This is a genomic window from Sphingobium sp. SCG-1 (assembly GCF_002953135.1).
Lineage (GTDB): Bacteria > Pseudomonadota > Alphaproteobacteria > Sphingomonadales > Sphingomonadaceae > Sphingobium.
The window spans coordinates 3,792,836-3,819,516 of sequence record NZ_CP026372.1 but is presented as its reverse complement, the minus strand read 5'-3'; the positions used below and the strand labels follow the sequence as shown (position 1 = coordinate 3,819,516).

Genomic DNA, 26,681 nt, shown 5'->3' with positions numbered 1-26,681 from the left:
CAAGAAGGCAATGTTTGTCGTTCCACCTTCGAGCATCCGCTGGTACTGGTCGTTCGAGGAGGGATTCATGACGAATGCAAAGGCGGTCAAACTGATCCAGGTTGGAGCGGAGGGCGAAACCCCAGCCGGACGCAAACCGCGCGGACCGGGGAGGCGGCTGCACGGCGCTCTCGTCCACAAGCTGGGGCTGGCTATTTTGTCGGGGCAATATGCGCCGGGCGATATCTTGTCGGGCGAAGTCGCTTTTGCCGAGGAGCTGGATGTTTCGCGTAGTGCCTACCGCGAGGCCGTTCAGGTGCTGACTGCGAAGGGGCTGGTCGAGAGCCGTCCCAAAGCTGGCACGCGCATCCTGCCGCGAAACCGCTGGAACCTGCTGGACCCGGATGTGCTCGCATGGGCATTTGCGGGCGAACCGGATTTAGAGTTCGTGCGCAATCTGTTTGAACTTCGGGCCATTGTCGAACCGGCAGCGGCGCGGCTTGCCGCCGAACGCCGCGATCGCAATGATCTGAAGCTCATGAAGGACGCGCTGGCTGCAATGCGCCGCCACACGCTCGCCACAGAGGCTGGGCGTGCGGCGGATCGCGATTTTCATAATGCGATACTACAGGCAACACGTAACGACGCCTTGCTTGTGCTGACGGCAAGCATCGGCGCGGCCGTCAATTGGACGACGCAATTCAAGCAGCGCTCACGCGCCCTGCCGCGCAATCCAATCCCCGACCATGTGCGCGTTTATGATGCCATTGCCGCGAGCGACGGTTCAGCGGCCAGCGAAGCAATGCGCGTCCTTGTGGACCTGGCCCTGGAAGACACGCGCAGCGCCATGCAACCCTGAACCTTACGTCGCTTCGGAAACGACTTGCTGATCGGGCAGAGCGTGGGTCGGTCGTGATCCCCACAGAGCATAAAACAGCACATAAATTTCACATGCCGCCGTCAGCAGGAACGAACTCTGCAATCCGTAATTGTCCGCGATCCACCCTTGGACGATAACCAGCGCGCCGCCCGCGATCGCCATGATGAGCAATCCCGACCCTTCCTCCGTCAGCGGTCCCAAGCCACGAATGCCGAGCGCGAAGATGGTGGGGAACATGATCGAGTGGAACAGGCCGACCAAAATCAGCGACCACATCGCGATTGGCCCAGTCGTGAAGACCGTCACCAGCATCACCACAAATGCGCCGACGGAGAAGGCGGCGAGCACGGTTTCAGCGCGGATTTTCTGCATGATCGCCGAGCCGGCAAACCGGCCGACCATCATCCCGCCCCACAGGAAGGTCAGGTATCGCCCGGCTTCCTCATGCGTCAGATTGGCGATCTCAGGCTGGCTGACGAAGTTGACGAAGAGATTGGCGACGCCGATCTCCGCGATCAGATAGATGAAGATCGCCGGGATGCCGAACACGAGATTGCGATGCTTCCAGAGCGAAAGACGCTTGCGCTCCTCACGGGCCAGGCGCGTCGTGGCATTTCCCATGGCGGGTAGTGGGAAGCGGGCAATGATAATCGCGAGCACGACCAGCACAACTGCGACGAGCGCATAAGGGAGCACCACCGACTGCGCGTCGGCTAGCCTTTCGGCTTGGGTGAGAACAACGCCTGCTTCGGCCGTGCCACCCTTAGAACGACCTAAAATCAGGTAGGCTCCAAACAGCGGCGCGAGCATCGTGCCGGCCGAGTTCATCGCCTGCACCAGATTGAGACGGGACGACGCGGTTTCCGGTTTGCCGACGACCACGACGTAGGGATTGGCCGCGACTTGCAGCAGGGTGATCCCGCTTGCAATCACGAACAGCATGGCCAGCGTCACGCCGTAAGACGGAATACGGGCGGCGGGTATCATGCCTAGTGCTCCGACTGCCATGATGAGCAGGCCAACTACCAGCGATCGTTGATATCCGATCCGCTCTATCAACTTCGCTGCAGGAATCGACGCCACGAAATAGGCGATGAACCAGGTCGATTCGATCAGCGTCGTCTGAGTGTAGGTAAGATCGAAGACACTGCGCAGATGCGGCAGCAGCGTGTTGTTGATGACCGTAATGAAGCCCCACATGAAAAACAGGCTGGCGAGCAGGCTCAGCGCCGGTCCATAGCGGACACCTTCATTCCCTGATGCTATCGTTCCGATCGTTGACGATGGTATTGGCGCTGCCATGTCATCCTTCTCCATTATTGAACGCTGCCATCAACACCTGACTCGGCATGGCTTGCGCTCCGCTAATTAGTCCGACTATATATGGAAGCGGAAAGCGTCAATGCGTCATCGTCAATGGCGCAATCTGTGGAGGCGAGGAATGGAGAAGATTGGCAAAGCTAGTGCAACGCTGGGGGGGCTGGCGCTCGCGCTGATGACAGGCAATCCTGCCGCTGCGGCAGAGGCGAGCCGCTCGCCCGCCGGATCATTGAAGGACGGCACCGCCATTGAAACGATTACGCTGTCGAATGGACGCGGCATCTCGGCGCGTATCCTTACCTACGGCGCGACGCTTCAATCGCTGATCGCACCCGACAAGGATGGGAAGCCCGCAGACGTCCTGCTGGGCTACGATGATCTCTCCTCCTATGTCGATCACCCCAATTATTTCGGTGTCACGGTCGGCCGCTATGCCAACCGCATCGCGGGCGGACGGTTCACGCTGGACGGCAAAGGCTACCAACTGCCGCTCAACGACAAGACCAATTCCCTTCACGGCGGCGGCAAGGGGTTCGACAAGGTGGTCTGGAAGGTCGTCTCGCTGAAGAGCGGCCCGACCGCCAGCCTGGTCCTCAGCTATCGCAGTCCCGATGGTGACGCTGGCTACCCCGGCCAATTGGATACGACTGTCACCTATTCGCTCGACGAGGCAGGCGCGCTCACCATTGCGTTCGACGCAAAGACGACGAAGCCGACCATCGTGAACATGACCAATCATGCCATTTTCAATTTGGGCGGCGAAGGATCGCCTGATGGCGCGACGAACCACATGCTGACGGTTCCGGCCTCCGCCTACACTCCGGTCAACACTAACCTTATCCCCACCGGCGAGCGCCGTTCGGTGGAAGGCAGCGTGTTCGACTTCCGTAAAGCCCGCCGCGTTGCCGATGGCATCCGTGACGGACGCGAGGAGCAAATCTGCTTCGGCCAGGGCTACGATCACAATTTCGCACTCGACAAGGGGTTGACCAAGGCACCTGAACTGGCGGCGCGGCTGGAGGATCCCCAATCGGGCCGCGTTCTGGAAGTGCTCACCACCGAACCTGGCATCCAATTCTACACGGGCAACTTCCTGGACGGCACTTTCGTCGGCAAGCAGGGGCACCTCTATCGTATGGGTGATGGGATCGCTCTGGAGCCGCAAAAATTTCCGGACGCACCCAATCAACCCGACTTCGTTTCCGCTCGGGTCGATCCCGGCAAGCCTTATCGGCATGTGATGATCTACCGCCTTTCCACGACACGCTGACGGATTTCCTATGACAGATGCTACCCCTCCCAAGCTCCGTTCGCGGGCCTGGTTCGACAATCCCGAGAATATCGACATGACTGCGCTCTATCTGGAGCGATACCTCAACTTCGGCCTCAGTTTGGAAGAGCTTCGGTCGGGTAAACCGATCATCGGCATCGCACAGACCGGCAGCGACTTGTCCCCGTGCAACCGGCATCATCTGGTGCTGGCGGAACGCGTGCGTGAAGGCATAAGGGAAGCGGGCGGCATCGCTCTGGAATTCCCGGTCCACCCTATCCAGGAGACCGGGAAGCGCCCCACTGCGGGGCTGGATCGCAACCTTGCCTATCTGGGTCTCGTGGAAGCCCTCTATGGTTACCCGCTCGACGGCGTGGTCCTCACCACGGGTTGCGACAAGACAACGCCTGCCTGTCTGATGGCGGCCGCGACAGTCAACATCCCGGCAATCGCGCTGTCGGTCGGCCCAATGCTCAACGGCTGGCACAAGGGGGAGCGCACCGGTTCGGGCACTATCGTCTGGAAGGCGCGGCAGATGCTGGCGACTGGTGAAATCGACGATCTCGGATTCATAAAACTGGTGGCGTCGTCGGCTCCCTCGACTGGCTATTGCAACACCATGGGCACTGCGACGACGATGAACAGCCTCGCCGAGGCGCTGGGCATGATGCTACCCGGATCGGCCGCCATTCCCGCTCCTTATCGCGATCGGCAGGAAGTCGCCTATCGCACCGGCAAGCGCATCGTCGGGATGGTGGCGGAGGATCTGAAGCCATCGGACATTCTGACGCTCGATGCTTTTCACAACGCCATCGTCGTCAATTCCGCTATAGGTGGATCGACCAACGCGCCGATCCATCTTGCGGCTCTGTCGCGTCATGTGGGCGTCGATCTCCCGCTCAAAGATTGGGAGACTGAGGGCCACAAGGTGCCGCTGTTGGTCAATCTGCAACCGGCAGGCGAATATCTGGGCGAGGACTATTACCGTGCCGGCGGCGTGCCTGCCGTGGTCGCGCAACTCATGGGGCAGGGACTGATCCGCGAGGACGCGATGACCGTCAATGGCCAGACCATTGGCGAGAACTGCCGCGACGCGACGATTGAGGACGAAAAAGTCATCCGCTCCTTCGATCAACCTTTGGTGAAGGATGCAGGCTTCCTGGTTCTGTCCGGCAACCTGTTCGACGCCGCGATCATGAAGACAAGCGTCATCGACGCGGCCTTCCGCGCCCGCTATCTTTCAAATCCCGATGATCCGGAAGCCTTCGAAGGTCCAGCCGTAGTCTTCGACGGACCGGAAGATTATCACAAGCGCATCGACGATCCGTCGCTGGGCATAACGCCCGCAACGCTGATGTTCATGCGGGGTGCGGGGCCGATCGGCTATCCGGGCGCGGCGGAAGTCGTGAACATGCGACCGCCCGCCTATCTCATCACCGAAGGCATTGGCGCGCTGCCGTGTGTGGGCGATGGTCGCCAGTCCGGCACCAGCGGCAGCCCATCGATCCTCAATGCCAGCCCGGAGGCGGCGGCAATGGGTGGCCTTGCCCTCCTACGCACTGGGGATCGAGTCAGGATCGATCTCAATCGCGGCACGGTGAATGTCCTGATCTCAGACGAGGAACTGGCGGAGCGGCGGCAAGCACTCATGGCTGAAGGCGGCTACCGCTATCCCGCCTCGCAAACGCCATGGCAGGAAATGCAGCGCGCCGTGGTGGGTCAGATGGACACCGGAGCCATATTGGAAGGTGCGGAGAAGTATCAACGCATCGCCCAGACAATGGGCCTGCCACGCGACAACCACTAAAAGGCATAAGCATGATCGGGGGGGGGCGGCCTTTTACGTACGCCTAGGCAAGCCGACGCCGCTCGGTGGTTAAGCCGCCTCCACCCAATCCCGGCGCAAATGCTTGCCCGCCAAGGCCATGAAAAAGCCCGCGAGCAGGTAGAAGCCCAGCGCCGCCACAATCGCATAGCGCAATGCTTCCACGCCGAAAGACGGCGTCAATGCGTCGGAAAGCGCGCCAACGCTCCACGACCCCAATCCCAATCCCACCAGATTGTTGATGAGCAGGAAACAGGCGGCCGCGCTCGCCCGCATATGCGCCGGGACGAGATGCTGTACCGCAGTCAGCACCGGACCCAGCCAGACATAGACGAGCGCCTGCGGGATCAGGAAGAGCAGGAAGGCGAAAGTCGCGCTGCCAGACAAGACGCCGATGACGAACAACGGCATACCCACGACATAGCTAACCGCCGGAACCCATGCATAGGCAGCCTTGTCGCGTCCGCCCATCTTGTCGCCTAACCAACCGCCCAGCAGAACGCCCGCTACTCCACCGAGCAGCAGCAATGCGCCCAGGAACTGTCCCGCGCCAAGGATATTGAGGCCGAAGCTGCGCATCAGCAGGCTTGGAAGCCAGAACGCGACGCCATAGCCGCACATCGAACTGCACGCCGCGCCGAGCGCCAGGAACCAGAAGCTGCGTTTCGCGGCTAAAATGCCGAAGACCGCAGACACCGGCGCGGCATTCGCTTCCGCTGCTGGCCGCACAGGTTCGCGCACTACGAACCGGAAGATCGGCGCGATCAGCAAGCCGAGCACGCCCACGACGATGAAAGCCGTCCGCCATTCCACGGCCTGCGCAATATACCCGCCCAGTAACACGCCGCCCGCTGATCCCAACGGAATACCCAGAGAATAGATCGATAAGGCGCGAGCGCGCTGTTCCTGCGGAAACGTGGCCGAAATCACTGCGTAGGACGGCGCGACGCCCCCCGCTTCGCCTATGCCGACGCCCACCCGGAAGGCGAACATCTGCCAGAAGCTGCTCGCCACGCCGCATAGCGCAGTGAAGCCGCTCCATATCGCCAGCGACACGGTGATGACCCACGTCCGGCTGGTGCGATCCGCCAGCAACGCCAGCGGGATCGCCAGCGTCGAGTAGAGCAACGCGAAAGCAATGCCACCCAGCGCGCCGAGCTGCGTATCGCTCAGCCCCAACTCCGCCTTGATCGGCCCGGCAAGGATGCCAAGGATCTGCCGGTCGAGGAAGTTGAACGTGTACACCAGCAACAGCATCGCCAGCACGACGCCGCGTCGGGCGGGGTAGGGAGCAGATGCCGTCGTCATATCATATCCGTCCGGTTGGGTGAGGCTTCGCGCAACACGAAAGCGAACGGAAGCCGTAGATCAACGTTTCCGGTCTGGCGAGCATGACGGATCAGAACTTCAGGCCCGCCGTCACGAACACCTGCCGGGGATTACCGTAGAACGCCGTCAGCACGCCCTCACGGCCCAGCGTCGAGACCCCGGTCGCGGACTGATAATTGTACCCCGACGTGATGTACTGCTTGTCGGTCAGGTTCTTGCCATGCAGGCCGAGGGAATACCGGTCATTGGCCGAATGCCAGACGATGCTGGCGTCCCACAGTGCATAGCCGGGCTGGTCGAGTGCCGGAATGGGAATCTCGAACTGGTGCGTCAGGCTGCGGTAGGAAAGAGTAGTGGAGAAATCGATCCCTCCATCGCCAAGCGGAATACCCGCGTTCAGCGTGCCAGAGACCGTCCATTTGGGCGTGTTCTGGAACGTGCGCACATCGGAAACGTCGGTGCCGGTGGGGCCGATGAACCGCTTGTACTTCGCATCGACATAGCCCAGCGCGCCAAGCACGCGCAGCGACGATCCGGCCCCTGCGAAGTCGCGCGCCAGCAGGGCATTGGCTTCCACCTCGACACCCTTGATATCGGCCTTCGCGGCATTGGTGGTGATGCCGCAGAAGCTTTGCACGCCGCCCACGGTACAACCGACCGAGCCGGGAATCTGCACATCCTTGTAGTTCGCGTAGAAGCCCGCGATGCTGAGGCTCAGGCGGCGGTCGAACAATGCGCCCTTATATCCAAGCTCGTAGCTATCGACCTTCTCGGGATCGAATGACAGGAAGTCGAATATTTCCTGATAGCTGCGCGTGCCATCGCCATTGCTGTCGGGCGCGGACGTGCCAGAGCCGCGCGGATCGAAACCGCCGCCCTTGAAGCCTTTGGAATAGGAGGCATAGATCAACTGGTCATCGACTGGCTTGAAGCTCAACGAAGCGCGGGGCGTGAATTCCTTGAAGGTGCGCTCGCCTTCGAAATTGGTGGCTGTCGCGAGCACGATGGGTGTGATGCCGCCAAACTCCGGAGAGGTGCCCGTCGCCCGGTTTTGCTTCAGGATGAAAGCCTTCCGCTTATCATTGGTGTACCGACCACCCACCGACAAACTGAACTGGTCGGTGAAGTCGAAGGTAAAATCGCCGAATACCGACCATGTGTCGGTGCGCACGTCGCCAGCGGTATAGCCGTTGAGACCCGGTACGCCGATCGTTGCGCCGGTCAGGCCAAGCAGCACGTCGAACGAAGTTGAGGCGGTCGCGTCCAGATAATAAAAGCCGAGCAAGCCATTTAGCTTGTCGCTCTCATAGAGAAGCTGGAATTCCTGGCTGATCTGCTCGTTGCGATAGACAGCGGGCACGTCGACATCCACGGCGGGCAGCGCGTCGAAGTCGATGGGTGTGAAGCTTGTATCCTTCCGCCATGCGCTGATCGAACGCAGCGTGAACCGGTCCGTCAGTTGCGCCGAGATGTTCATCGCAAGGCCGTATGCCTCGATGTCCTGCTTCGGGTTGTTGAGACCAGCGCGCGTGTCGTAAACATCGTCCAGCACCGGCGCACCGGAAATCAGGCCGGGGATCAGGCGGTGGCCGTTGCGGGCGTTGGACTTGTCGCGGCTGTAGTCGCCGGAGATGCGGATCAGGACCGGCTGGCCGTTGCCGCCGAACTCCACGGTGCCGCGCCCGGCCCAGACATCCTTGTTGTAATTCTCGATGCCAAGATTGATGTTGTCGCCAAAGCCGCCGCGCGACAGTCGCGCCACCGATCCGCCGACCCGGATCATGTCGTTGATGGGTGTGCTGACAGTCAGAACGCCATCGGCCTGGTCATAGCTGCCATAGGTGCCGCGCAGCTTAAGCTGAAACTCATTGGGCAATGCTTTCGTCACGTATTTCACTGCGCCGCCGATCGTGTTGCGGCCGTAAAGCGTTCCCTGCGGCCCGCGTAGCACCTCGATCCGCTCCACTTCGTAGATGTCCAGCACGGCGGCCTGCGGACGATTGAGATAAACGTCGTCGAGATAGATGCCGATCCCAGCTTCGAAACCGGGCACAGGATCTTGCTGACCCACGCCGCGAATGAAGGCGGTCAGCGTGGAATTGGTGCCGCGCGAATTTTCCAGCGTCGTGTTGGGGGTGACATTGGAGATGTCCGTAATGTCGATCGCGCCGCTACGCTCCAGCGCCTCGCCAGAGAACGCGCTGACGGCGATCGGCACGTCGAGCAGGCTTTCCTCACGGCGGCGTGCGGTGACGACAATGTCACCTCCTTCATCCGCGACGGGCGCCTGATCCTGCGCATAAGCGGGTAGGACGGCAAAGCTGCTCCATGCAGCGGAAGCGAGAACGATGGCGCGATAGCTGAGGCGGGCCGTCATGGTGATTTCCTCTCCTGAAAGGCACCCGTGAGCCGGGCTGCCGAATTGCTCTGTAGAATCGATAATGAAAGTTGAACCAACTTTCAACTTGAAATATGAGCCGAACGACAAGAGCGAAGAAATGCGCTAAGAGACGCGCGGCGGAGGGGAAATGCCATGACAGGATCGGCACCGGATCGGGATGACAAGATCCCTCGCACCGCCAGAGGCGAACGTACGCGGCGCGCTTTGTTGGAGGCCGCAACGCAGGAATTCGCCGAAAAAGGTTTCCACGAAGGGTCGATCAGTGGGATCACACGGCGCGCGGGCTGTGCGCTAGGCAGCTTCTATACCTATTTCGATACCAAGGACGCGATCTTTCGCGCGCTGGTAGCCGACATGTCCGATCAGGTGCGCGATCATGTTGCCCCCCGCGTCGCGACGGCACGCAACGGCATCGACGCGGAAAGGCTGGGATTACTGAGCTTCCTTGAATTCGCGCGCGCCCACAAGGAAATCTACCGCATCATTGACGAGGCCGAATTCGTCGATCAGGCCGCCTATCGCCTGCACTATGAAAGCACCGCGGCGCGCATGGCCACGCGCCTGCGTCAGGCTTTCGCGCGCGAAGAACTCGGCGTTGAAGTCGATGAAGTCCATGCCTGGGCCATCATGGGCATGAACGTCTTTCTGGGCCTGCGCTACGGCGTGTGGGACGAAGATCGCGACCCGGCGGAAGTCGCCGCCATCGCCAATGCGCTGATCGAGCAAGGCCTCGGCAGGAGATAAGTGTTCCAGAGGGCGCGGATACGGAAATGAAACTGCACCGTTTTCTCGCCCCCAGATGCGTTCCTCACCGTGCCCTCCCTCCAAAAGCACGGGCGGCCTGTCCGAGGGAGAGTTGGTCGAACTTCAGTTGCATCGTCAGATACCGAGCTCATCCGCAAATCGGCCGCTCACATATTTGGCACCGTAATAGAGGCTGGCTTCCAGCCCATGCCGCGCGCCTTCATTGCCGGTCCGGTAATTCACCGCCAGGTTGTTCACGGCGCGAGTCGACTGCTGTCCTCCATCGGCAAAGGTGGGAACGCCCAGCACGTTGTCGCCCGCAATGCCGGAGTCCGCGCGATCATGGCGTATTTCGAGGCGTTCCAGCATCGACCAGCGGCTGTCGAGCGGGCGGTAGGCGATTGCTGCGGTGGCAGAACCGAAGGTCGCCTTCGCGCCGCTCTGATCCGTCAATTCGGATTAGCGCAACCCGGCGGCAATCGTCTTGCCTTCCCCGAGCGTCCGCAACACATTGCTGGTGGCACCCCAATAATCGACGCGCTGCCCCGCCGCAATTCCGCCCGGCCGTTCCACGACCATTTGTCCGCGCGATAGGTGCCGCCCAGGGTTACTGCCTGATAATCCCCGTTTAACTGTCCTTGCCCAAGCGAACCTCCCGATGCAACCGGATGCAGCGGGTTCACCACGCCACCTGTCGGGACCTCTCCCGGCACCGTGGTGCTGGCGTCGTAGGTAGCATCGACTGTCCAGTGCTTGCCGATGGGCAATGACTGGCTGAGACCATATTGCGCAAAGCTGCGCGGCCACGCTTCACCGATGGCCTAATCCCACGCGCATTGGGCAGATTTGGACGCCATTGCCCTTAAGCGGCCGGGACGGACTGTCGCACCATCGCCTTCAAGGTCAGCGCATCGTTGATTGCAGCCGCCTCTACGTCATTGTTGAAGTACGCCCAGACCGATCGTCCGGCGCGTACCTGGCAGATCATCCAGTCGCTCCAGTCCAGCAATGCCTTATCGGAATAGCGGCCATGATATTTCCCTACGCCGCCGTGGAAACGAACATAGACGAGCTTCCCGGCGACCCAGCGCGGTGAGACTGTCTCGGGAAAGTCATGCACTACGAAACCTGCACCGAAGCGATCGAGGAGCGCGAGCGTGGCGTTGGTGTACCAACTCCTGTTTCGGAATTCGAAGACATGGAGCAGGTCGCCCGGCAGCAGCTTTAGAAAGGCTTCGAGCCGGTCAAGGTTTAGGCCCAGCATGGGCGGCAACTGATACAGGATTGGGCCAAGCGTCTGGCCCAGATGTCGCGTCGGCACGATCATGCGCGCCAGCGGCTCGTCGCAATCCTTAAGCTTCTTCGCCTGAGTGATGAACCTGTTGGCCTTTACGGAAAACTGGAAATCCGGCGGCGCTTGTTGACGCCAGGAATCGAAGGTTTCAGCTTTGGGCAGACGATAGAAGCTATTGTTGATCTCGACGGTGTCAAATTGCTCCGCATAGAACGAAAACCACTTCTTGACCGGCAAGCGATCTGGATAGAACGCACCGCGCCAGTGGCGGTAGTTCCAGCCCGAACAACCGATGTGGATCGCAGATGGCATCGAGATCATAGGCGCACCTGCCTATAAGCCGCTATTCCCGAAAACGGTTCCGGACCTTCAGGAAAGCGGCAGGACCGCCAGCATATCCGAGGAGGTCATGAACAGGGCTTTCCCATCCTCACCGAGGCAGCAATTGGCAATGGTTTTCCCCGTGCTGACGATCCCCAGAAGCTCGCCTTGTGCAGTGCAGATATGAACTCCGCCGGGTCCAGTGGCGAAAATGTGCCCGGTCGGTCCGGCCTTGATGCCGTCCGGCAATCCTGAACCTCCCGCCGCCTTTTGCGGCCGCATGTCGCGGAACAGCGAGCGCGACGTGGGCATACCCTTTGGGTCCAGCGCATAGGCCAGTACCTCCGGCTGCTTCTCGTCCGATAGCGCCAAATATAATATGCTCTCATTCGCAGAAAGGGCCACCCCATTAGGCCGATGATGCCTGTCGAGCAGGGCGACGCTGCCATCCGGAGCCAGCCGGTAGAGGCCGCAAAAATCCAGCTCTCGCAGCGGCGAAGTGTCACCATCGGCAAGGCCATAGGGCGGATCAGTGAAATAGATCGCGCCAGAGCGCGCCATGACGAGATCGTTCGGGCTGTTGAAGCGCTTTCCCTCGAACCGGTCGGCAAGAGTTGTCCGCTTGCCGGAACTAAGATCGATGCGGACTATTGCGCGTGATCCGCTGTCTGCCACCACGAGCCGATCCTGATCGTCGAAGGCCAATCCGTTCGCTCCGGCTTCGCGAATTTCCGGCGGCACCGGCGTTTGCAGCCCTGACGGCTTGAGAAATTGGCTAATACCCTGCGCTCTGCTCCATCGGTGAATGATGTTGGCAGGCGGATCGGAAAAAAGGAGGAAATTCCCCTTGGCCGACCAAACCGGACCCTCGGCCCAGCGAAAGCCGCGCGCAAGCACGGTTACGCTGGCATCAGGCGCAATCAATTTGTCGAGCGCCGGGTCCAGGCGGCTGATCGCAGGGGTGGCCGTTGCTGCATCGACCGGTCCGGTCCGGAGCAGCGGCAATGTTGCCATGCCGGCGACCATTTCACGGCGGGTTATCATGCGTTGATAGTAACAGCGCGATGTTCGGATGCGGATCGATAAATCGCCTCTATCACGCGCAGATCGGCCAACCCTTCGGCACCGGACACGATCGGTGTAGTATTTCCGATGATGCATTCAGCAAGATGGTCGAGTTGCCCGGCAAACTGGTTCTTAGGGGAAGCAGGTAGGGTTCGCGGTGCGACTACGCCGTCTTTACGGATTCGCATGGATTGACCTTCATAGGGTGTCGCCGGTTCCATATCGATCCAGCCTTGCGTTCCAATCACGCGATAGCTGTTGTGCGCCGAACTGTAGCTCGACAGGCAAGTCGCCTGAATACCGGACGGGAAACGCAAGACGAAGCTGAGGCGATCCTCGACAGTCTTGAACCGGGGATCGGAACGATCGGTGGTCTCTACGGCCGTTACTTCCACAGGTTCCTCGCCAGCCAGATATCGTGCGGCGTTAAGGCTGTAGATGCCGATATCCATCATCGATCCGCCGCCGGACAGCGGCCGGTCCAGCCGCCACTGCCCCGGCTTGATCGGAAAGCCATGTTCGGCCGTGATGAAGCGGGTGGGGCCGACATGAGCGCGGCGGGCAAGATCGATAGCCAAGCGATTATAAGGTTCGAAGCGGGAGCGATAGCCGATCATCAGCTTGGTGCCTGCTTCGCGGCACGCAGCGATCATTGCTTCGCACTCGGCGACCGATATAGCCATCGGCTTTTCGCACATGACGTGCTTGCCTGCGCGAGCAGCCCGGATACTGTATTCCGCGTGCAGGCTATTGGGTAGAACGACATAAACTACGTCGATATCCGAATTGTCACGAATACGATCATAATTGGCATAGCTGTATCGGTGTGTGGCCGGGATGCCATACTCCGCACCATATTGTTCGAGCTTGGCGGGCGTGCCGCTGACCAGCGCAACGAGACGCGCATGCTCGCACCCCGCGAAATTCGGCATGATCTGGCGCGTCGCATAAGAACCTAGGCCCACTATGGCGTACCCGATCTTACGGGGAGCGGCTACGGCACGCCCCGGCACGCCGCTTCCTATGGCCAACGCGCCTATACCGCCGAGGATTTCCCGTCGAGAACCGATAAGCATAGCAAAGTCCTCCTATTTTAAAGCCGGCAACGCGCACTGCCGTTCAGGAGATTACGCGGCAATACCTTGCATCCCGCGAACGAGGCGATCCGCAGCGATAGCGGCTTGCGTCCGATTGCGCACGTTCAGCTTGCGCATAAGGGCTGTCATGTGAACCTTCACCGTGGCTTCGGCGATGCCAAGTTCATAGGCTATTTGCTTGTTCAGCAAGCCCGAATGAACACCCTGCAGCACCTTCATTTGTGTGGGCGTCAGTTTGGCGGAAGTGGTCTGTTGGCTACTTCCGGTATCGCGGTGATCGAGAATGTCATGCAGGTTCGACACGATGCGCATCTTCCTCTCCCGTCTGTGCTCCGCTTTTGCGGATATTATAGGGGCGGACCAGCCCCAAGCTAAGACTCGTGTTAGCGCAACCATAGGGGGATTGGTCTGACAGGTTCAAGAGAAATTTTACGCTTTCAAAATTAATCCTGTACCTTTTCAGTGTCTACTTCCTATAAGCTGTCCAACAGATTTCGGCGATAGGCTGAAAAGCAAAAATAATCTGAGCAGGAAGGGGAGGGAATGGCAGCCGCACCTTGTCGAGCGATGTTCGGTCCATGGGCGTTGGCGCGAATGACGCTAAAGCTCTCCGCTTTCACGCTTTTCCGCAAATCCGCCATCCGATGACACCGGAGGATTACCGGCTCGTCCTTTCCGCCGTATGCGGCATTGCGCTATCCATATTCCTTATCATTCGGAGCAGACTCCATCCCTTTGTCGGCCTGCTTTGCGGCGCCTTTACGGTTGGACTTCTCAGCGGATTGCCCATGAAGGAAACCGCTCAGGCAGTTGAGAAGGGCGCAGGGGCCATTCTGGGCGGCACCGGACTGGTCGTTGCCCTGGGGCTTGGTCTTGGCGCAATGCTGCAATTGTCGGATGGAGCAGGGGGGCTTGCCCGAGCAGCGCTTCGCTGGTCTGGCGCCCGAGGTGCGCCATGGGCCAGCCTGTTAACGGCACTGGTCATCGGGCTGCCGCTTTTCTTCGAAACCGGGCTGGTGCTGCTGCTGCCAATCGTGGCTTCGGCGGCGGCGGCGCTGCCCAAGGGCGGCGACGAGGACGCCGCCAAGTTGCGGCTAATGCTACCTGCGTTGGCGGGACTTTCAGTGGTCCACGCTCTCGTGCCGCCGCATCCCGGCCCGTTGTTGGCGATCAATGCATTGAACGCTAATCTTGGCCTCACTCTGCTTTACGGACTGATGGTGGGCATTCCCACGGCGATTATCGCTGGGCCTTTGCTGGCGCGATTTACCGCTCCCGGCGTTAAGCTCAGCCCACCGCTGCTGGACCCGATCAAAGTCGATGTTGCAACGCCCGCGGTGTGGCGCGCGTTGGTAGCCGTGCTACTTCCGGTCGTCCTCATCACAGCGGGGCAGGCGGTTACTTTGCTTCCCAAGCCGGTCGCGTTGCAATTGGGCTGGATTGGCTGGATCAGCGATCCAGTTGTTGCGCTGCTGGTGGCGACGCTCGTCGCCCTACCGCTCCTGTTCGGTCGACGCATCGCCGACAGCACGATCCAGAACGCCATCTGGAAGGAGGCGATGGGTCCGGCTGGCTCGATAATTCTTGCGATAGGCGCGGGTGGCGCACTCAAGCAGGTTCTGGTGACGGCAGGCCTCTCCGATATGCTCGTGCGCCTCGCGGCTGGCGGCGCTGTATCTCCGCTGTTGCTGGCGTGGGGCGTGTCCGTCTGCATCCGGCTGGCGACGGGATCGGCCACCGTCGCGACGATAACCACGGCAGGCGTGATGCAGGGGCTGGTCGCGACATCGGGCGTCTCGCCAGAATGGATGGTGTTGGCCATTGGCGCGGGATCGCTCTTCTTCTCGCACGTGAACGATCCCGGTTTCTGGCTGGTAAAAAGCTATTTGGGCACGGACATGCCCGGTACGTTCAAAACTTGGTCGATTATGGAAACGGTCGTCGCCGTCGTCGGTTTGCTTTTGGTATTGGCGGCGAGCAGCGTCTTTTAAAACGGGAAGGTTTCGCAATGAGCCAGATGCGGCTTTCCGACCATGCCTATTCCGGCATCGTGGAACTCATCAAATCGGAAGAGTTGGAGGTCGGCGATCGCCTGCCATCCGAGGCGCGGTTGGCGGAGATGTTCAGCGTGTCACGCGCGATCGTGCGGGAGGCGCTCATTCGACTGGGTTCCGATGGCATTACTGAGGCGCGGCGCGGCGCTGGTTCTTTCGTCAAGAGCAGGCCATCAGATCGCCTAACCGCTTTCATGCCGCTGGCCGAAATGCCCGCAACCCTCGGCAGCTACGAAGTGCGCTTCGTGCTTGAGGCGGAAGCGGCGCGCTTGGCTGCGACGCGAAGATCGTCACAGGAAATGGCCCATATCGAGGAGGGCTTCATGTTGCTCAAGCGGGCAATCATGTCCGACGCGCTGGCCCATGTGGAGGATATGGAACTCCATCGCCGAATAGCCCAGGCGACGGGCAACCCTGCCTTCATCGCAGCCTTCGACGTGCTGTGGCCCGATGTCGAACGCGTGATGCGGGCAGGCGTGGACATTTCCCGTTCGCGTCCGCCCGAGGTCATCGAGACCATGCTGCGCGAACACGAAGTCATTGTAGATGCAATACGCGCAGGAGATGGCGATGGCGCTGCGCTCGCTATGCGGTGGCATTTGTGGGAAGGCCGCAAACGCCTGATGCCTTGAAGCAGATCTAAAGTTGACGGCCGGTTCTGTCGCGGAGCCACGCGAGCGCAGCATCGCGCAGCATGGCCGGATGGATATCCCCCCGTAATATCTTGGCCGGTTCCGCCGCTTCAGGTCGCTCCAGCGTGGCAAGCTGGCTATCGAGCAGACTGGCGGGCATGTAGTGGTCGAGACGGCTATCGAGCCGCGCCAGCAGATCCGCACGACCGTTTTCCAGAAAGAGGAAATAGGTGGACTCACCGATGGTGGCGCGCAGTCGGTCCCGATAGGATTTGCGTAGCGCGGAGCAGGCCGCGACTACCATTCCCTCGCACGCCGCAGTTGCGACTGCGGCCTGCGCCAAACGGTCCAGCCAAGGCCAGCGATCTTCATCCGTCAACGGCTGCGCATTGCGCATCTTTTCGACAGCGTCGGGCGAATGAAAAGCGTCCCCTTCCAGAAACCGACACCCCATTGCTTCCGCCAGCAACGCGCCCAGTGTTGATTTGCCGCAGCCGCTCACTCCCATGATGATGACGGCTAGCGGCGCGCCGGGGGCAGGATTTTGGGATGGTGACAAGAAGGGCGTCCTCGCAGACGGCGATGCTCGGCGCAGCGCGATGATTTCGGATCGATATACCGTCGCACCCGGCCACCTGAAAACTACGACCTAGGTCGCAGGTGCCAAGCCGGCATCCTCCCGCCTATTCTTGCACCGCAACGGACTGAGAATAATTGCGAGACAATTATGAGCAAAGGCAAGGTATTGGCGGGTTTGTTGGCGGCGAGTGCCCTGATCGCGCCGGGGCAGTTGCTCGCCGCGAGCAACTCGGTCTTTCCCGTCATGCCCGACGAACCACATGCGGTCGTCGTCACGGCAAAGGGCGATGGCCGGAGCGATGACACCGACGCCATCCAACAGGCGGTGGACAAGGCGCGTGATCAGACCGGCCACGGCATCGTTTTTCTGCCCTCGGGTAATTACAGGATCACGCGCACGCTGGTCGTACCCGCAGGCGTTCGCGTCTTCGGCGTAGGGTCCACGCGCCCGGTTATCCTGCTGGCTCCCAACACGCCCGGTTTCCAAAAGGGCGTTTCGACGATGATCGTATTCGCTGGCGGCGACCAGTACAGCGTCGGTCAAGTTCCCGCTCCGGTGCCCACCGTTGTGCCGCGCGACAAGGTCGTGCGTGACGCCAATTCGGGTACGTTCTATTCGTCGATGAGCAATGTCGACATAGAAGTGGGCAAGGGCAATCCCGCTGCCGCCGGGGTGCGCTTCCGCATGGCGCAGCACGCCTTTCTTAGCCACATGGATTTCCGGCTGGGAACAGCCTTCGCCGGAGTGTATCAAGCGGGCAACGTCATGGAGAATGTTCATTTCCATGGCGGTCGTTATGGCATTGTAACCGAAAAGACATCGCCCGCATGGCAGTTCACGCTGCTGGATTCGACTTTCGAGGGACAACGCGACGCGGCCATTCGCGAGCATGAAGTCGATTTGACGCTGGTCAACGTTGCCATTCGCAACACGCCCGTCGGGATCGAGATCGATCGCGGCTACAGCGACTCCCTGTGGGGCAAGAACGTCCGGTTCGAGAATGTCAGCAAAGCCGGTGTCCTTATCTCCAATGAGAACAACGTCTTCACACAAGTCGGTTTCGACAATGCGGTGGCGGCGAATACGCCCACTTTCGCGCGGTTCAGGGATAGCGGCAAGAGCATCGCAGGCAAGGGGCCAGCCTATCAGGTGACGTCGTTCAGCTACGGCCTAGCGATTCCAGAACTTGGAGCAATGGGCGAGTACAAGACCGAAGCTGACATCAAGGCGCTGCCGTCCCTTCCGGCTCCGCTCACGCCTGCCATCCGCGACTTGCCCTCCATGACCGATTGGGTGAACGTGAAAGGGTTGGGCGTCGCTGGCGACGGCACGGCGGATGATACCGCAGCGATTCAGCGCGCGGTCGATAGCCACCGCATCTTGTATTTCCCGGCTGGCTTCTACAAGGTCACCAACAAGATAAAACTACGACCTGACACCGTACTGATCGGTCTGCACCCGGCGATCACGCAACTTTACATACCCGACGATAATCCGCGCCATGCTGGGCTTGGCCCTGTGCTGCCGATCCTCGAAACGCCACGCGGCGGGGACAACATCCTGTCGGGCCTCGGCTTGTTCACTGGCCGCGTGAACCCTCGCGCATCTGCGCTGCTCTGGCGATCCGGCGCAAACAGCTTGGTCGAGGACGTGAAGATCATGGGCGGCGGCGGCACGCCCACTGCCGATGGTAAGTCGCTTGGGGTGGCTCAGGCGCGTAGCGGCGATCCCGTTGCCGACGGCCGATGGGATGCACAATATCCCAGCATCTGGGTCACAGATAATGGCGGCGGCACATTCGCCAATGTGTGGAGTCCAAACACCTTCGCGCAGGCCGGCTTCTACGTCACTAATACCAGCACTCCTGGGCATGTGTACGAGATGTCGGTCGAACACCATGCTCGCAATGAATTCGTGCTGGACAATGTACAGAACTGGGAATTTCTCGCACCACAAACCGAACAGGAAGTGGGTGACGGGCCTAACGCTGTGTCACTCGAAATCCGCAATTCGCGCAACCTGCTGTTCGCCAACTATCATGCCTATCGCGTGACGCGCAGCTACCATCCCGCCCGTAGCGCGGCGAAGCTGTTCAACTCCAGTGACATCCGCTTCCGCAACGTGCATGTGAATGCCGAAAGCGGCTTTGCAACCTGCGATGACGAGGGCTGCGGCACCTTCCTGCGCGCAAGCAAATACCCTTTCGATAATGCGATTGAGGACATGACGGGCAAGCGCGTCGTGCGCGAGCGTGAGTTCGCCAAACTCGATATCGGTCCGGCCGGCAGCCCCAGCGTATTGCCTGCATCATCCGGTTCGAATGTTGAAAAGTTGGCGGACGGCTTCTGGTCGATCTCCGGCGCAGCGGTAGATGCGAAGGGCGCGCTCTATTTCATTGACCGTCGCTTCCAGCGTATTCATCGTTGGACGCCGGAGAAGGGGCTGGAGATTGTGCGCGATCACGCCCTCGACCCCGTTAATCTGGCCGTCGATAAGTCAGGTCATCTGCTCGTGCTGTCCTCGCTCGGACCTAAGGCAGCGGTATATTCCATCGATCCTAACGGCCCCCCGGATCAACTTACGCGTATCGAGCCGACGCCGGTTCGGAAATCCGCCGCAACGACTACTTTATTGCCCGTCAACTGGTGGAACAATGGCGAATTTCGCGACCAGCTCAATCACAAGACCTACCAGTTCACGACACTGGCGGAAATGTTCGCGCGCGACGTCGGTACACCCAAATCGAACGAATATGTGTCGCCCGACGGCAGTGTCGCACTCCCAGCCTTCCGCACCTGGCAGCAAGGGCCGACCGATCATGTGGGTTGGCGCTGGTCTGACAGCCTGAATGCAAACGGTCTCGTCGCGGGCAAGCAAGGCGAACGGCTGTTCGTAACCAATGGATCGGAAAATATCACCTACACCGGCAGGGTCGGCGCAGGAGGCACGCTCACGGACTTGAAGCCCTTCACGAACCGTGGCGGGGAAAGCGTCGCGGTGGACGATCAGGGCCGTGTCTATGTCGCGAACGGACAGGTCTTCATTTATAGAGCCGACGGCAAAGAAAGCGGCCGGATCGATGTGCCCGATCGGCCCTTGCAAATCCTGTTCGGCGGACAGGACCGACGAACTTTATTCATCCTGACGCACCATGCGCTCTATGCCGTAAAACCCTGAAACGGCGGGCGCGAAGGCACTTACGACCTAGGTCGTAAGTGCAGTGGAGCCGATGGCACGATACTCTCCAGAAAAGCTTGCGTGTGAAGATCGCAACGGACGTCGAAGATGGCGCTGACAGAAAAATGAGGGGACGGACATGAATGGCAAGATGAACATCCGGTTGCGGCTTGGAACGGCAAGCGCGTTGGCGTTGATCGCGATGAGCCTGAGCAATGCCGCCAGTGCACAGACAGTTGCGGGGAACAGTGTTGACACCGCGCCGGGCCCAGCTCAACCGGCCACCCAGGAAACAGGGTCGACCGACACGGCCGCGCCGCAGAACGAAGATCTGATCGTCACTGGCTCCCGCATCACGACCAGCGGTTTCAACGCGCCCACGCCAACGACCGTCATCGGCGAAGCGCAGATCGCCAACAATGCGCAGCCCAACATCTTCAATACGATCGCGCAACTGCCCTCGCTCCAGGGGTCGACCGGGGCATCGACGGGTACTTTCAGCACGTCGAGCGGCACGCAGGGCCTTAGTTCCTTCTCCCTACGCGGCCTCACCGCCATCCGTACCCTGACACTGTTGGATGGCCAGCGCGTTGTCGGCGCAAACGTGACCGGCGTACCGGACATCAGCATGTTCCCGCAGCTTCTGGTGAAGCGCGTCGACGTGGTGACCGGGGGCGCATCGGCCTCCTACGGTTCCGATGCGGTTGGTGGCGTCGTCAACTTCATCACCGATACGCGCTTCGAAGGGTTCAAGGGCAACATTCTTGGCAGCATCACCAAATATGGGGATGATGAGACCGGATTGGTCCAGGCTGCCTTCGGCAAAGCATTCCTCGACAATCGCCTGCACGTAGTCCTGAGCGGCGAATACGATCATGAAGGCGGCGTAGGCGCAGGCGACTTCGGCACTGACCTTGCGGGCAGCCGCAACTGGTATCGCGCGACTACCCTGCTCAACACTGGTCAGACCAATAATGGCCTGCCGCAATTCAATTATCGCGATTTTGCGCAGCCCTACCAATATGCCCGCTACGGCTTGATTAACAATGGTCCCCTGCAGGGCATTGCATTTGACCCGAACGGCACCCCCTATAATTTCAATTATGGATCGGGCGGAACACCAACCGGCACCGGCGCGGTCAACAACTGCTTCCGCGGCAACAGCTTCTGCGTCGGCGGCGACCTGACCGGCGCGCCAGGTTCGGGCGCATCACTGAAATCTGCGCTGGAACGCGTCAATGGCTATGGTCGGATCGGCTATGATTTTTCCGACGACAATGAAGTCTATGTCTCGGTAAATGTGGCGCAGGTAAAAACCAGCAACCAGCCGAGTCCCGGCTACAACCGCGCCAGCCTGACGGTCCAGTGCGCAAACCCATATCTTCCGCAACTCGTGCGTGATCGTTGCGCCACTGCCGGCATCACGCAATTTGGTTTCGGGTCGAGCAACGCATCGTTCCCCGATCCGAAGGTGCACACCGATCGTAAACAATATCGGTTCGTCGGAGGCCTCAAAGGCAAGTTCAATGTGGCCGGGTCCGACTGGAACTACGACGCCTATTACGAGCACGGCATTACGATCTCCGACATCCGTGTTCAGGACATCGTGTTGCAGAACCGGTATGTGGCCGCGACCAATGCGACTGCGCTCAATGGCGCGATCGTATGTGCTGATCCGGTTGCACGGGCTGCGGGTTGCCAGCCAATCAATATCTTTGGCAATTTCGCACCGTCCTCGTCAGCGCTCGCTTACGTCGCACCGCATGACAATGGACCGTTTCAGCACACCAAACTGACACAAGATGTCGCCAGCCTGAACTTCTCAGGCAATCCGGTCGACCTTTGGGCTGGGCCGCTTTCCGTCGCATTCGGCGCCGAATATCGCCGCGAATTCTATCGTGTAAATGCCGATCCCTATGGCGCTGGCGTCTCCTCGCTCAGCCCCAACAGTCCCGCATATCCAGCAGACCCATTGCTCAACTCCACGCTGGGCAGCAACTGGGCGGCCGGCAACTACAAGAACGGGCGTGGCAAATATGAGGTATATGAAGGATATCTCGAAATCGATCTTCCCTTGTTCGACAGCGAGGGGATGGGCCGCGCCAACTTGAACGCTGCGGGCCGCGGTACGCATTACAGCACGTCCGGCACAGTCTGGACGTGGAAAGTGGGTGGTACCTGGGATACGCCGCTCAGCGGTTTGCGCCTGCGCGCCGTTACCTCTCGCGACGTGCGTGCGCCCAATCTTTCGGAGTTGTTCGCTGCACCGACAGTGACAACGCTGCCGAACTTCAACGATCCCTTCCGCAATCAGGCGGTCCAGGTTTTCCAGAACACGATCGGTAACACGGACCTAAAGCCTGAAGTCGCGCGGAACACCGAACTCGGCGTCGTGCTGGCCCGTCCCGAATGGTTGCCCGGTCTCAGCCTGTCGTTTGACTATTATGACATCAAGTTGAAGGGCGTGATCTCGACCTTGACGGCGGATCAAATCGTCCGGTTCTGCTTTGAAGGTAACCAGGCCTTCTGCGGCGGTTTCCAACTCAACGGTCAGCAGGGCACCAACTTCGTCAACGTGCAGCCGTTCAACCTTGCGTCGTGGAAGACAAACGGGTTCGACATCGAGGCGAGCTATCAGTGGCAGCAGCCGCTGGGCCTTCCGGGCAGCTTCACTGTCCGTGCCCTCGCGACCCATATCCGCAAGTTTATTGTCAGTGCGGGCATTGCCGGGGTCAATCCGATCGATCAGGCTGGCGCGAACAACGGCAATACGCCTGACTGGAAATGGCTTGCCGTGCAAACCTACGACAGCGGCCGGTTCAACCTGACTGTTCAGGAGCGTTGGATCAGCGACGGCACTTTCGGCAACCAGTATGTCGTCTGCCAGTCCTCTTGCCCGGTTTCCGACGCGAACCACCCAACGATCGACTACAACAAGATGAAGGGCGCTTTCTATGTGGACGTAGGCGCATCGTTCAAGATCAGAGAGAACCTGACCATTTACGGAAAGGTGGACAACCTGTTCGACAAGGATCCGGTTGCCTCGCCGCAAACCAATACTGGTCTGGACGTTAATCCGGCGCTCTACGATACGCTAGGCCGCATCTACCGGGCCGGTGTACGCTTCAACTTCTGATATCCTCGTTATACTCTCCCCAACCTTGTCCCGGTCCTGCACGGCCGGGACATCTTCTTTTCCGGAGCCTATCAGATGCATCGTGGATTAAGTGGAGCCTACGCGACCATGCTGCTGTGCCTGTCGGTCGCGCCAGTGGCCATGGCATCGCCGTCTGTCTACACTACCGCCCCCGACGAACCGAGTGCCGTCACTGTTAAAGGCGTGGCCGACGGGAAGGTCGACGATAGCGCGGCAATCCAGCAGGCGATCGACAAGGCGGCGGCAAAGGGTGGCGGCGGGATCGTCTTCGTCCCGCAGGGCACGTACCGGATCACCCGCACGATCTTCCTGTGGCCAGGCGTGCGCATCTTCGGCATTGGCGAGAAGCGGCCCGTTTTCGTGCTTGGTGCAAATACCCCCGGCTTTCAAAAGGGCGTCGCCCATATGCTGATGTTCACCGGCAGCGCACGTGAAACGGACAAGCAAAGCCCGCCCGCCGCCTTCCCGCCAGCGGGCAGCGTGCCATTCGACAAGACGATAGCGGACGCCAACCCTGGCACCTTCTATTCCGCGCTAGGCAACATCGACTTCCGCATTATGGAGGGCAATCCCGCCGCGACGGCGATCCGGTTCCATGCTGCGCAGCACAGCTTTGTTAGCCATGTGGATTTCGACATAGGGTCCGGCCTCGCTGGCCTCTACCATGTCGCGAACGAAGCGGAGGACCTGCACTTTCGGGGTGGCCGCTATGGCATACTCGCCGAAAAGACGTCGCCTGCCTGGCCCTTCGCACTGGTGGATTCGACGTTTCAGGGACAGCGCGACGCCGCCATCCGCGAACATGAAGCGGGACTTACGCTGCTCAACGTCGCCATCCGCGACACGCCGGTCGGCATAGAGATCGACCGGGGATACGGCGATTGGCTCTGGGGGCAGGATGTCCGGTTCGAGAATATTTCGAAGGCTGGCGTCATCATCTCCAACGAAGATAATGTCTATACGCAGATCGGCTTCCAAAATGTGGTTGCGGCCAACACCCCCACCTTCGCCCGCTTCCGCGACAGTGGAAAGACGGTCGCGGGGAAGGGGCCAGCCTATAAGGTCGCGTCCTTCACCTATGGACTGACGTTGCCGGGCCTTGGCCAGATGGGCACGTACAAGACGGACATGCAGGCGCAGACGATCGCCAGCCTGCCCGCGCCGTCCGCTCCCGCCATTCGTCCCCTGCCACCGGTTTCCGAATGGGTCAGCGTCCGAAAGCTGGGCGCGAAGGGCGACAACAAGACCGACGATACCGCAGCGATACAGAAGGCGATCGACACGCATCGCGTCGTCTATCTGCCCGCTGGTTTCTACAATGTCACCGACACGCTTCGCTTGCGGCCGGACACTGTGCTGCTGGGACTGCACCCCAGCCTGACGCAGATCGGCCTGCCCGATGGCACGCCCGCCTTTCAAGGGGTGGGCGTGCCAAAGGCGCTCATCGAAACCGCGCAGGGCGGCGATGCCATCGTGGCGGGGCTTGGCCTCAATACCAACGGCATCAATCCGCGCGCGACGGCGCTGCTGTGGATGGCGGGGGCCAATTCGATGGCCAACGACATCAAGTTTCAGGGTGGGCATGGCACCAACTTGTTCGACGGCAAACGCATCACGCCCTACAACAACAATGCGACCGGAGACCCCGATGCGGCTAAGCGCTGGGATGGCCAGAATGCAAGCTTGTGGGTCACGCGCGGCGGTGGGGGCACTTTCGCCAACATCTGGAGCCCCAGCACCTTTGCGCATCCGGGCATCCTGATCTCCGACACGGATACCCCCGGCCGCCTGATCCAGGCATCAGTCGAACATCATGTCCGCACCGAAATCGGCCTCAACCGCGTATCCAACTGGGAACTGCTCGCGCCGCAGACCGAGGGCGAGGCGGGAGAGAGCGGCGACGCGGTAGCGTTGGAAATCCGCAATTCGAACAATATCCTCGTCGCGAACTTCCATGGCTATCGCGTGACGCGCACGCGCAAGGCCGCGCCGACCGCCGTGTCGCTCTACAACTCGCACGACATCCGCTTCCGCAACGTCCATGTGAACGCGGAGAGCGGCGTTGGCACCTGCGATGAAAATGGCTGCGCGACCTTCCTGCGCCTGACAAAATTTCCCTATGAGAATGCCATTCAGGATGTGACGCATGGGCTGGAGGTGCGGGAGCGGGAATTTGCCGTGCTGGACGTGCCGGCCAAGCCTGATCCAGTCACGCCATCCACGTTTCGGGGCGGCAAGATCGAAAAGCTCGGCGACGGCTTCCATTCGATCGGCGGCGCGGCAGTGGACAGCAAAGGCACCGTCTATTTCATAGACCGCAAGTTTCAGCGCATCTGGAGTTGGTCGGACGATCGCAAGCTCGAGATTGTACGCGACGCGCCGCTTGATCCCGTCAACCTGACAGTGGATCGCTCGGACAATCTGATGGTCCTGTCATCCAACGGACGCAACGGCACAGTCTACAGCGTTAAGCCTGGCACGCCAGATACGGAATTGACCGTCATCCCTTCGACGCCTGCAACCTCGCATAGGGGCGCAGCGACCGTGCTGCCCGTCAACTGGTGGGTAAACGGAGAATTCAAGGATCAGATTGATCCGAAAACCTATGAGTTCACCATCCTAGCAGAGATGTTTGTCCGTGACATGGCGCTTCCCAAGACGCGCGAATATGTTTCGCCCGATGGTAGCCTCGTTTTGCCTGCCTGGCGCGTATTCCAACAAGGTCCATCGGACTTCCGCGGGTTGCGTTTCTCCGATCCGCTGGACAGTTACGGCTTTATTCAGGGCAAGCCGGGCGAGCGCGTCTTTGTGACCAATGGGTCTGAGAACAAGACCTATAGCGGCGTTATCGGGCAGGCCGGTGCAATGACAGACCTCAAGGTTTTCGCCAATCGCGGCGGAGAGGGTGTCACAACCGACGGCCAGGGCCGCGTCTATGTCGCCAACGGGCAGGTGTTCATCTATGCGGCGGACGGCAAGGAAATCGGCCGGATCGACGTACCCGAACGGCCGCTGCAATTGGTGTTTGGAGGACGGGACAAGCAAACGCTGTTTATCCTCACTCATCACTCCCTTTACGCGTGGCGAATGCCATAACCCACCGTGCCATCGGAATGAAAAAAAGGCCGGGCAGTAATGTCCGGCCTTTTCATTGTGACCGCTGCCAGCGCGTCAGGCGCTGCTTCACGCGCAGTAGAGAACGACGCCGTTATGCAGGCAGTCACAACCATCACACGCCGTTTCGGCAGTTCTCCCATCGTCATAGCTCACAAAAATGGCACCAGACTTAGATTTGATAGCGCTATCACGAAGACATTGAATGATGTTAGCTTTACCATCTTGTTATTGCCACGGCGGATAAAGGCAGAAGGCTGGTGCACATCTCGTGCGACGACGAGGACGAGTCGCCGGAGACGATCACTTCATCCTTCTAGTCGTGCTTATGTCATTTTTGACCGTCTCCTCCAGTTAAACACTGAGATTTAAAGGGATGGATCGGATTTTTACGCCTCATCGGCATCCGGTCCTATCGGGCCGTGATCTCTCCGATACCGAT

18 protein-coding genes are annotated in these 26,681 nt (G+C 60.1%); 9 read left to right on the top strand and 9 right to left on the bottom strand.

Features of this window, described 5'->3' with window-relative positions; genetic code table 11:
* The first annotated feature begins 67 nt into the window (after positions 1-67).
* On the top strand, positions 68-838 hold the full coding sequence (locus tag C1T17_RS17675; protein ID WP_104955343.1) for a FadR/GntR family transcriptional regulator: 771 nt from the start codon (positions 68-70) through the stop codon (positions 836-838).
* A 3-nt stretch (positions 839-841) separates the two neighbouring features.
* On the opposite strand, the gene C1T17_RS17670 is transcribed toward C1T17_RS17675, so the two are convergent.
* Positions 842-2,161 (bottom strand): sugar MFS transporter, encoded by a 1,320-nt coding sequence (locus tag C1T17_RS17670; RefSeq protein WP_104954566.1) that lies wholly within the window; start codon positions 2,159-2,161, stop codon positions 842-844.
* Between the two features lie 139 nt (positions 2,162-2,300).
* Here C1T17_RS17670 and C1T17_RS17665 point away from each other — a divergent pair, with 139 nt between their 5' ends.
* Together C1T17_RS17665 and C1T17_RS17660 are read left to right on the top strand one after the other, a co-directional pair.
* Positions 2,301-3,449, top strand: coding sequence for an aldose epimerase family protein (locus C1T17_RS17665; protein WP_104954565.1), 1,149 nt, complete (start codon positions 2,301-2,303; stop codon positions 3,447-3,449).
* Positions 3,450-3,459: 10 nt separating this feature from the next.
* The gene (locus tag C1T17_RS17660; protein WP_104954564.1) at positions 3,460-5,256 is read left to right on the top strand and encodes an IlvD/Edd family dehydratase; all 1,797 of its coding nucleotides are present in this window, start codon (positions 3,460-3,462) and stop codon (positions 5,254-5,256) included.
* Between the two features lie 69 nt (positions 5,257-5,325).
* Here C1T17_RS17660 and C1T17_RS17655 read toward each other — a convergent pair whose 3' ends face one another.
* Both C1T17_RS17655 and C1T17_RS17650 read right to left on the bottom strand, forming a co-directional pair.
* On the bottom strand, positions 5,326-6,582 hold the full coding sequence (locus C1T17_RS17655; RefSeq protein WP_104954563.1) for a spinster family MFS transporter: 1,257 nt from the start codon (positions 6,580-6,582) through the stop codon (positions 5,326-5,328).
* 91 nt (positions 6,583-6,673) lie between these two features.
* Positions 6,674-8,980 carry a TonB-dependent receptor gene (locus tag C1T17_RS17650; RefSeq protein ID WP_104954562.1) on the bottom strand — a complete coding sequence of 769 codons (2,307 nt, stop codon included), beginning with the start codon at positions 8,978-8,980 and terminating at the stop codon, positions 6,674-6,676.
* 156 nt (positions 8,981-9,136) lie between these two features.
* Between C1T17_RS17650 and C1T17_RS17645 the strand changes: the two genes are divergently transcribed.
* Positions 9,137-9,748: a TetR/AcrR family transcriptional regulator gene (locus C1T17_RS17645; protein ID WP_104954561.1), complete on the top strand. Its 612-nt coding sequence runs from the start codon at positions 9,137-9,139 to the stop codon at positions 9,746-9,748.
* Between the two features lie 135 nt (positions 9,749-9,883).
* On the opposite strand, the gene C1T17_RS17640 is transcribed toward C1T17_RS17645, so the two are convergent.
* From C1T17_RS17640 to C1T17_RS17620, 5 genes are all read right to left on the bottom strand, one after another.
* Positions 9,884-10,201 (bottom strand): hypothetical protein, encoded by a 318-nt coding sequence (locus C1T17_RS17640; RefSeq protein WP_104954560.1) that lies wholly within the window; start codon positions 10,199-10,201, stop codon positions 9,884-9,886.
* Between the two features lie 409 nt (positions 10,202-10,610).
* Positions 10,611-11,363 (bottom strand): DUF72 domain-containing protein, encoded by a 753-nt coding sequence (locus tag C1T17_RS17635; RefSeq protein WP_223262673.1) that lies wholly within the window; start codon positions 11,361-11,363, stop codon positions 10,611-10,613.
* A 48-nt stretch (positions 11,364-11,411) separates the two neighbouring features.
* Complete coding sequence (locus C1T17_RS17630) at positions 11,412-12,407, bottom strand: SMP-30/gluconolactonase/LRE family protein (protein ID WP_104954559.1); 996 nt, start codon at positions 12,405-12,407, stop codon at positions 11,412-11,414.
* Positions 12,404-13,504, bottom strand: a complete 1,101-nt coding sequence (locus C1T17_RS17625; protein WP_104954558.1) for a Gfo/Idh/MocA family protein — start codon at positions 13,502-13,504, stop codon at positions 12,404-12,406. The genes C1T17_RS17630 and C1T17_RS17625 overlap by 4 nt, the downstream gene beginning before the upstream one ends.
* A gap of 51 nt (positions 13,505-13,555) precedes the next feature.
* Positions 13,556-13,828: a helix-turn-helix domain-containing protein gene (locus C1T17_RS17620; RefSeq protein WP_411269248.1), complete on the bottom strand. Its 273-nt coding sequence runs from the start codon at positions 13,826-13,828 to the stop codon at positions 13,556-13,558.
* Between the two features lie 341 nt (positions 13,829-14,169).
* Between C1T17_RS17620 and C1T17_RS17615 the strand changes: the two genes are divergently transcribed.
* Both C1T17_RS17615 and C1T17_RS17610 read left to right on the top strand, forming a co-directional pair.
* On the top strand, positions 14,170-15,516 hold the full coding sequence (locus C1T17_RS17615; protein ID WP_104955340.1) for a GntP family permease: 1,347 nt from the start codon (positions 14,170-14,172) through the stop codon (positions 15,514-15,516).
* Between the two features lie 17 nt (positions 15,517-15,533).
* A complete protein-coding gene (locus tag C1T17_RS17610) occupies positions 15,534-16,211 on the top strand; it encodes a FadR/GntR family transcriptional regulator (protein ID WP_104954557.1) in 678 nt (225 codons plus the stop codon).
* 7 nt (positions 16,212-16,218) lie between these two features.
* Here C1T17_RS17610 and C1T17_RS17605 read toward each other — a convergent pair whose 3' ends face one another.
* Complete coding sequence (locus C1T17_RS17605; RefSeq protein ID WP_189338604.1) at positions 16,219-16,719, bottom strand: gluconokinase; 501 nt, start codon at positions 16,717-16,719, stop codon at positions 16,219-16,221.
* A 219-nt stretch (positions 16,720-16,938) separates the two neighbouring features.
* On the opposite strand from C1T17_RS17605, the gene C1T17_RS17600 reads away from it, so the two are divergent.
* From C1T17_RS17600 to C1T17_RS17590, 3 genes are all read left to right on the top strand, one after another.
* The gene (locus C1T17_RS17600) at positions 16,939-19,968 is read left to right on the top strand and encodes a glycosyl hydrolase family 28-related protein (protein ID WP_104954555.1); all 3,030 of its coding nucleotides are present in this window, start codon (positions 16,939-16,941) and stop codon (positions 19,966-19,968) included.
* 139 nt (positions 19,969-20,107) lie between these two features.
* Positions 20,108-23,104, top strand: coding sequence for a TonB-dependent receptor plug domain-containing protein (locus C1T17_RS17595; protein WP_223262671.1), 2,997 nt, complete (start codon positions 20,108-20,110; stop codon positions 23,102-23,104).
* A gap of 75 nt (positions 23,105-23,179) precedes the next feature.
* Positions 23,180-26,221: a glycosyl hydrolase family 28-related protein gene (locus C1T17_RS17590; RefSeq protein WP_104954554.1), complete on the top strand. Its 3,042-nt coding sequence runs from the start codon at positions 23,180-23,182 to the stop codon at positions 26,219-26,221.
* Positions 26,222-26,681: the final 460 nt, after the last annotated feature.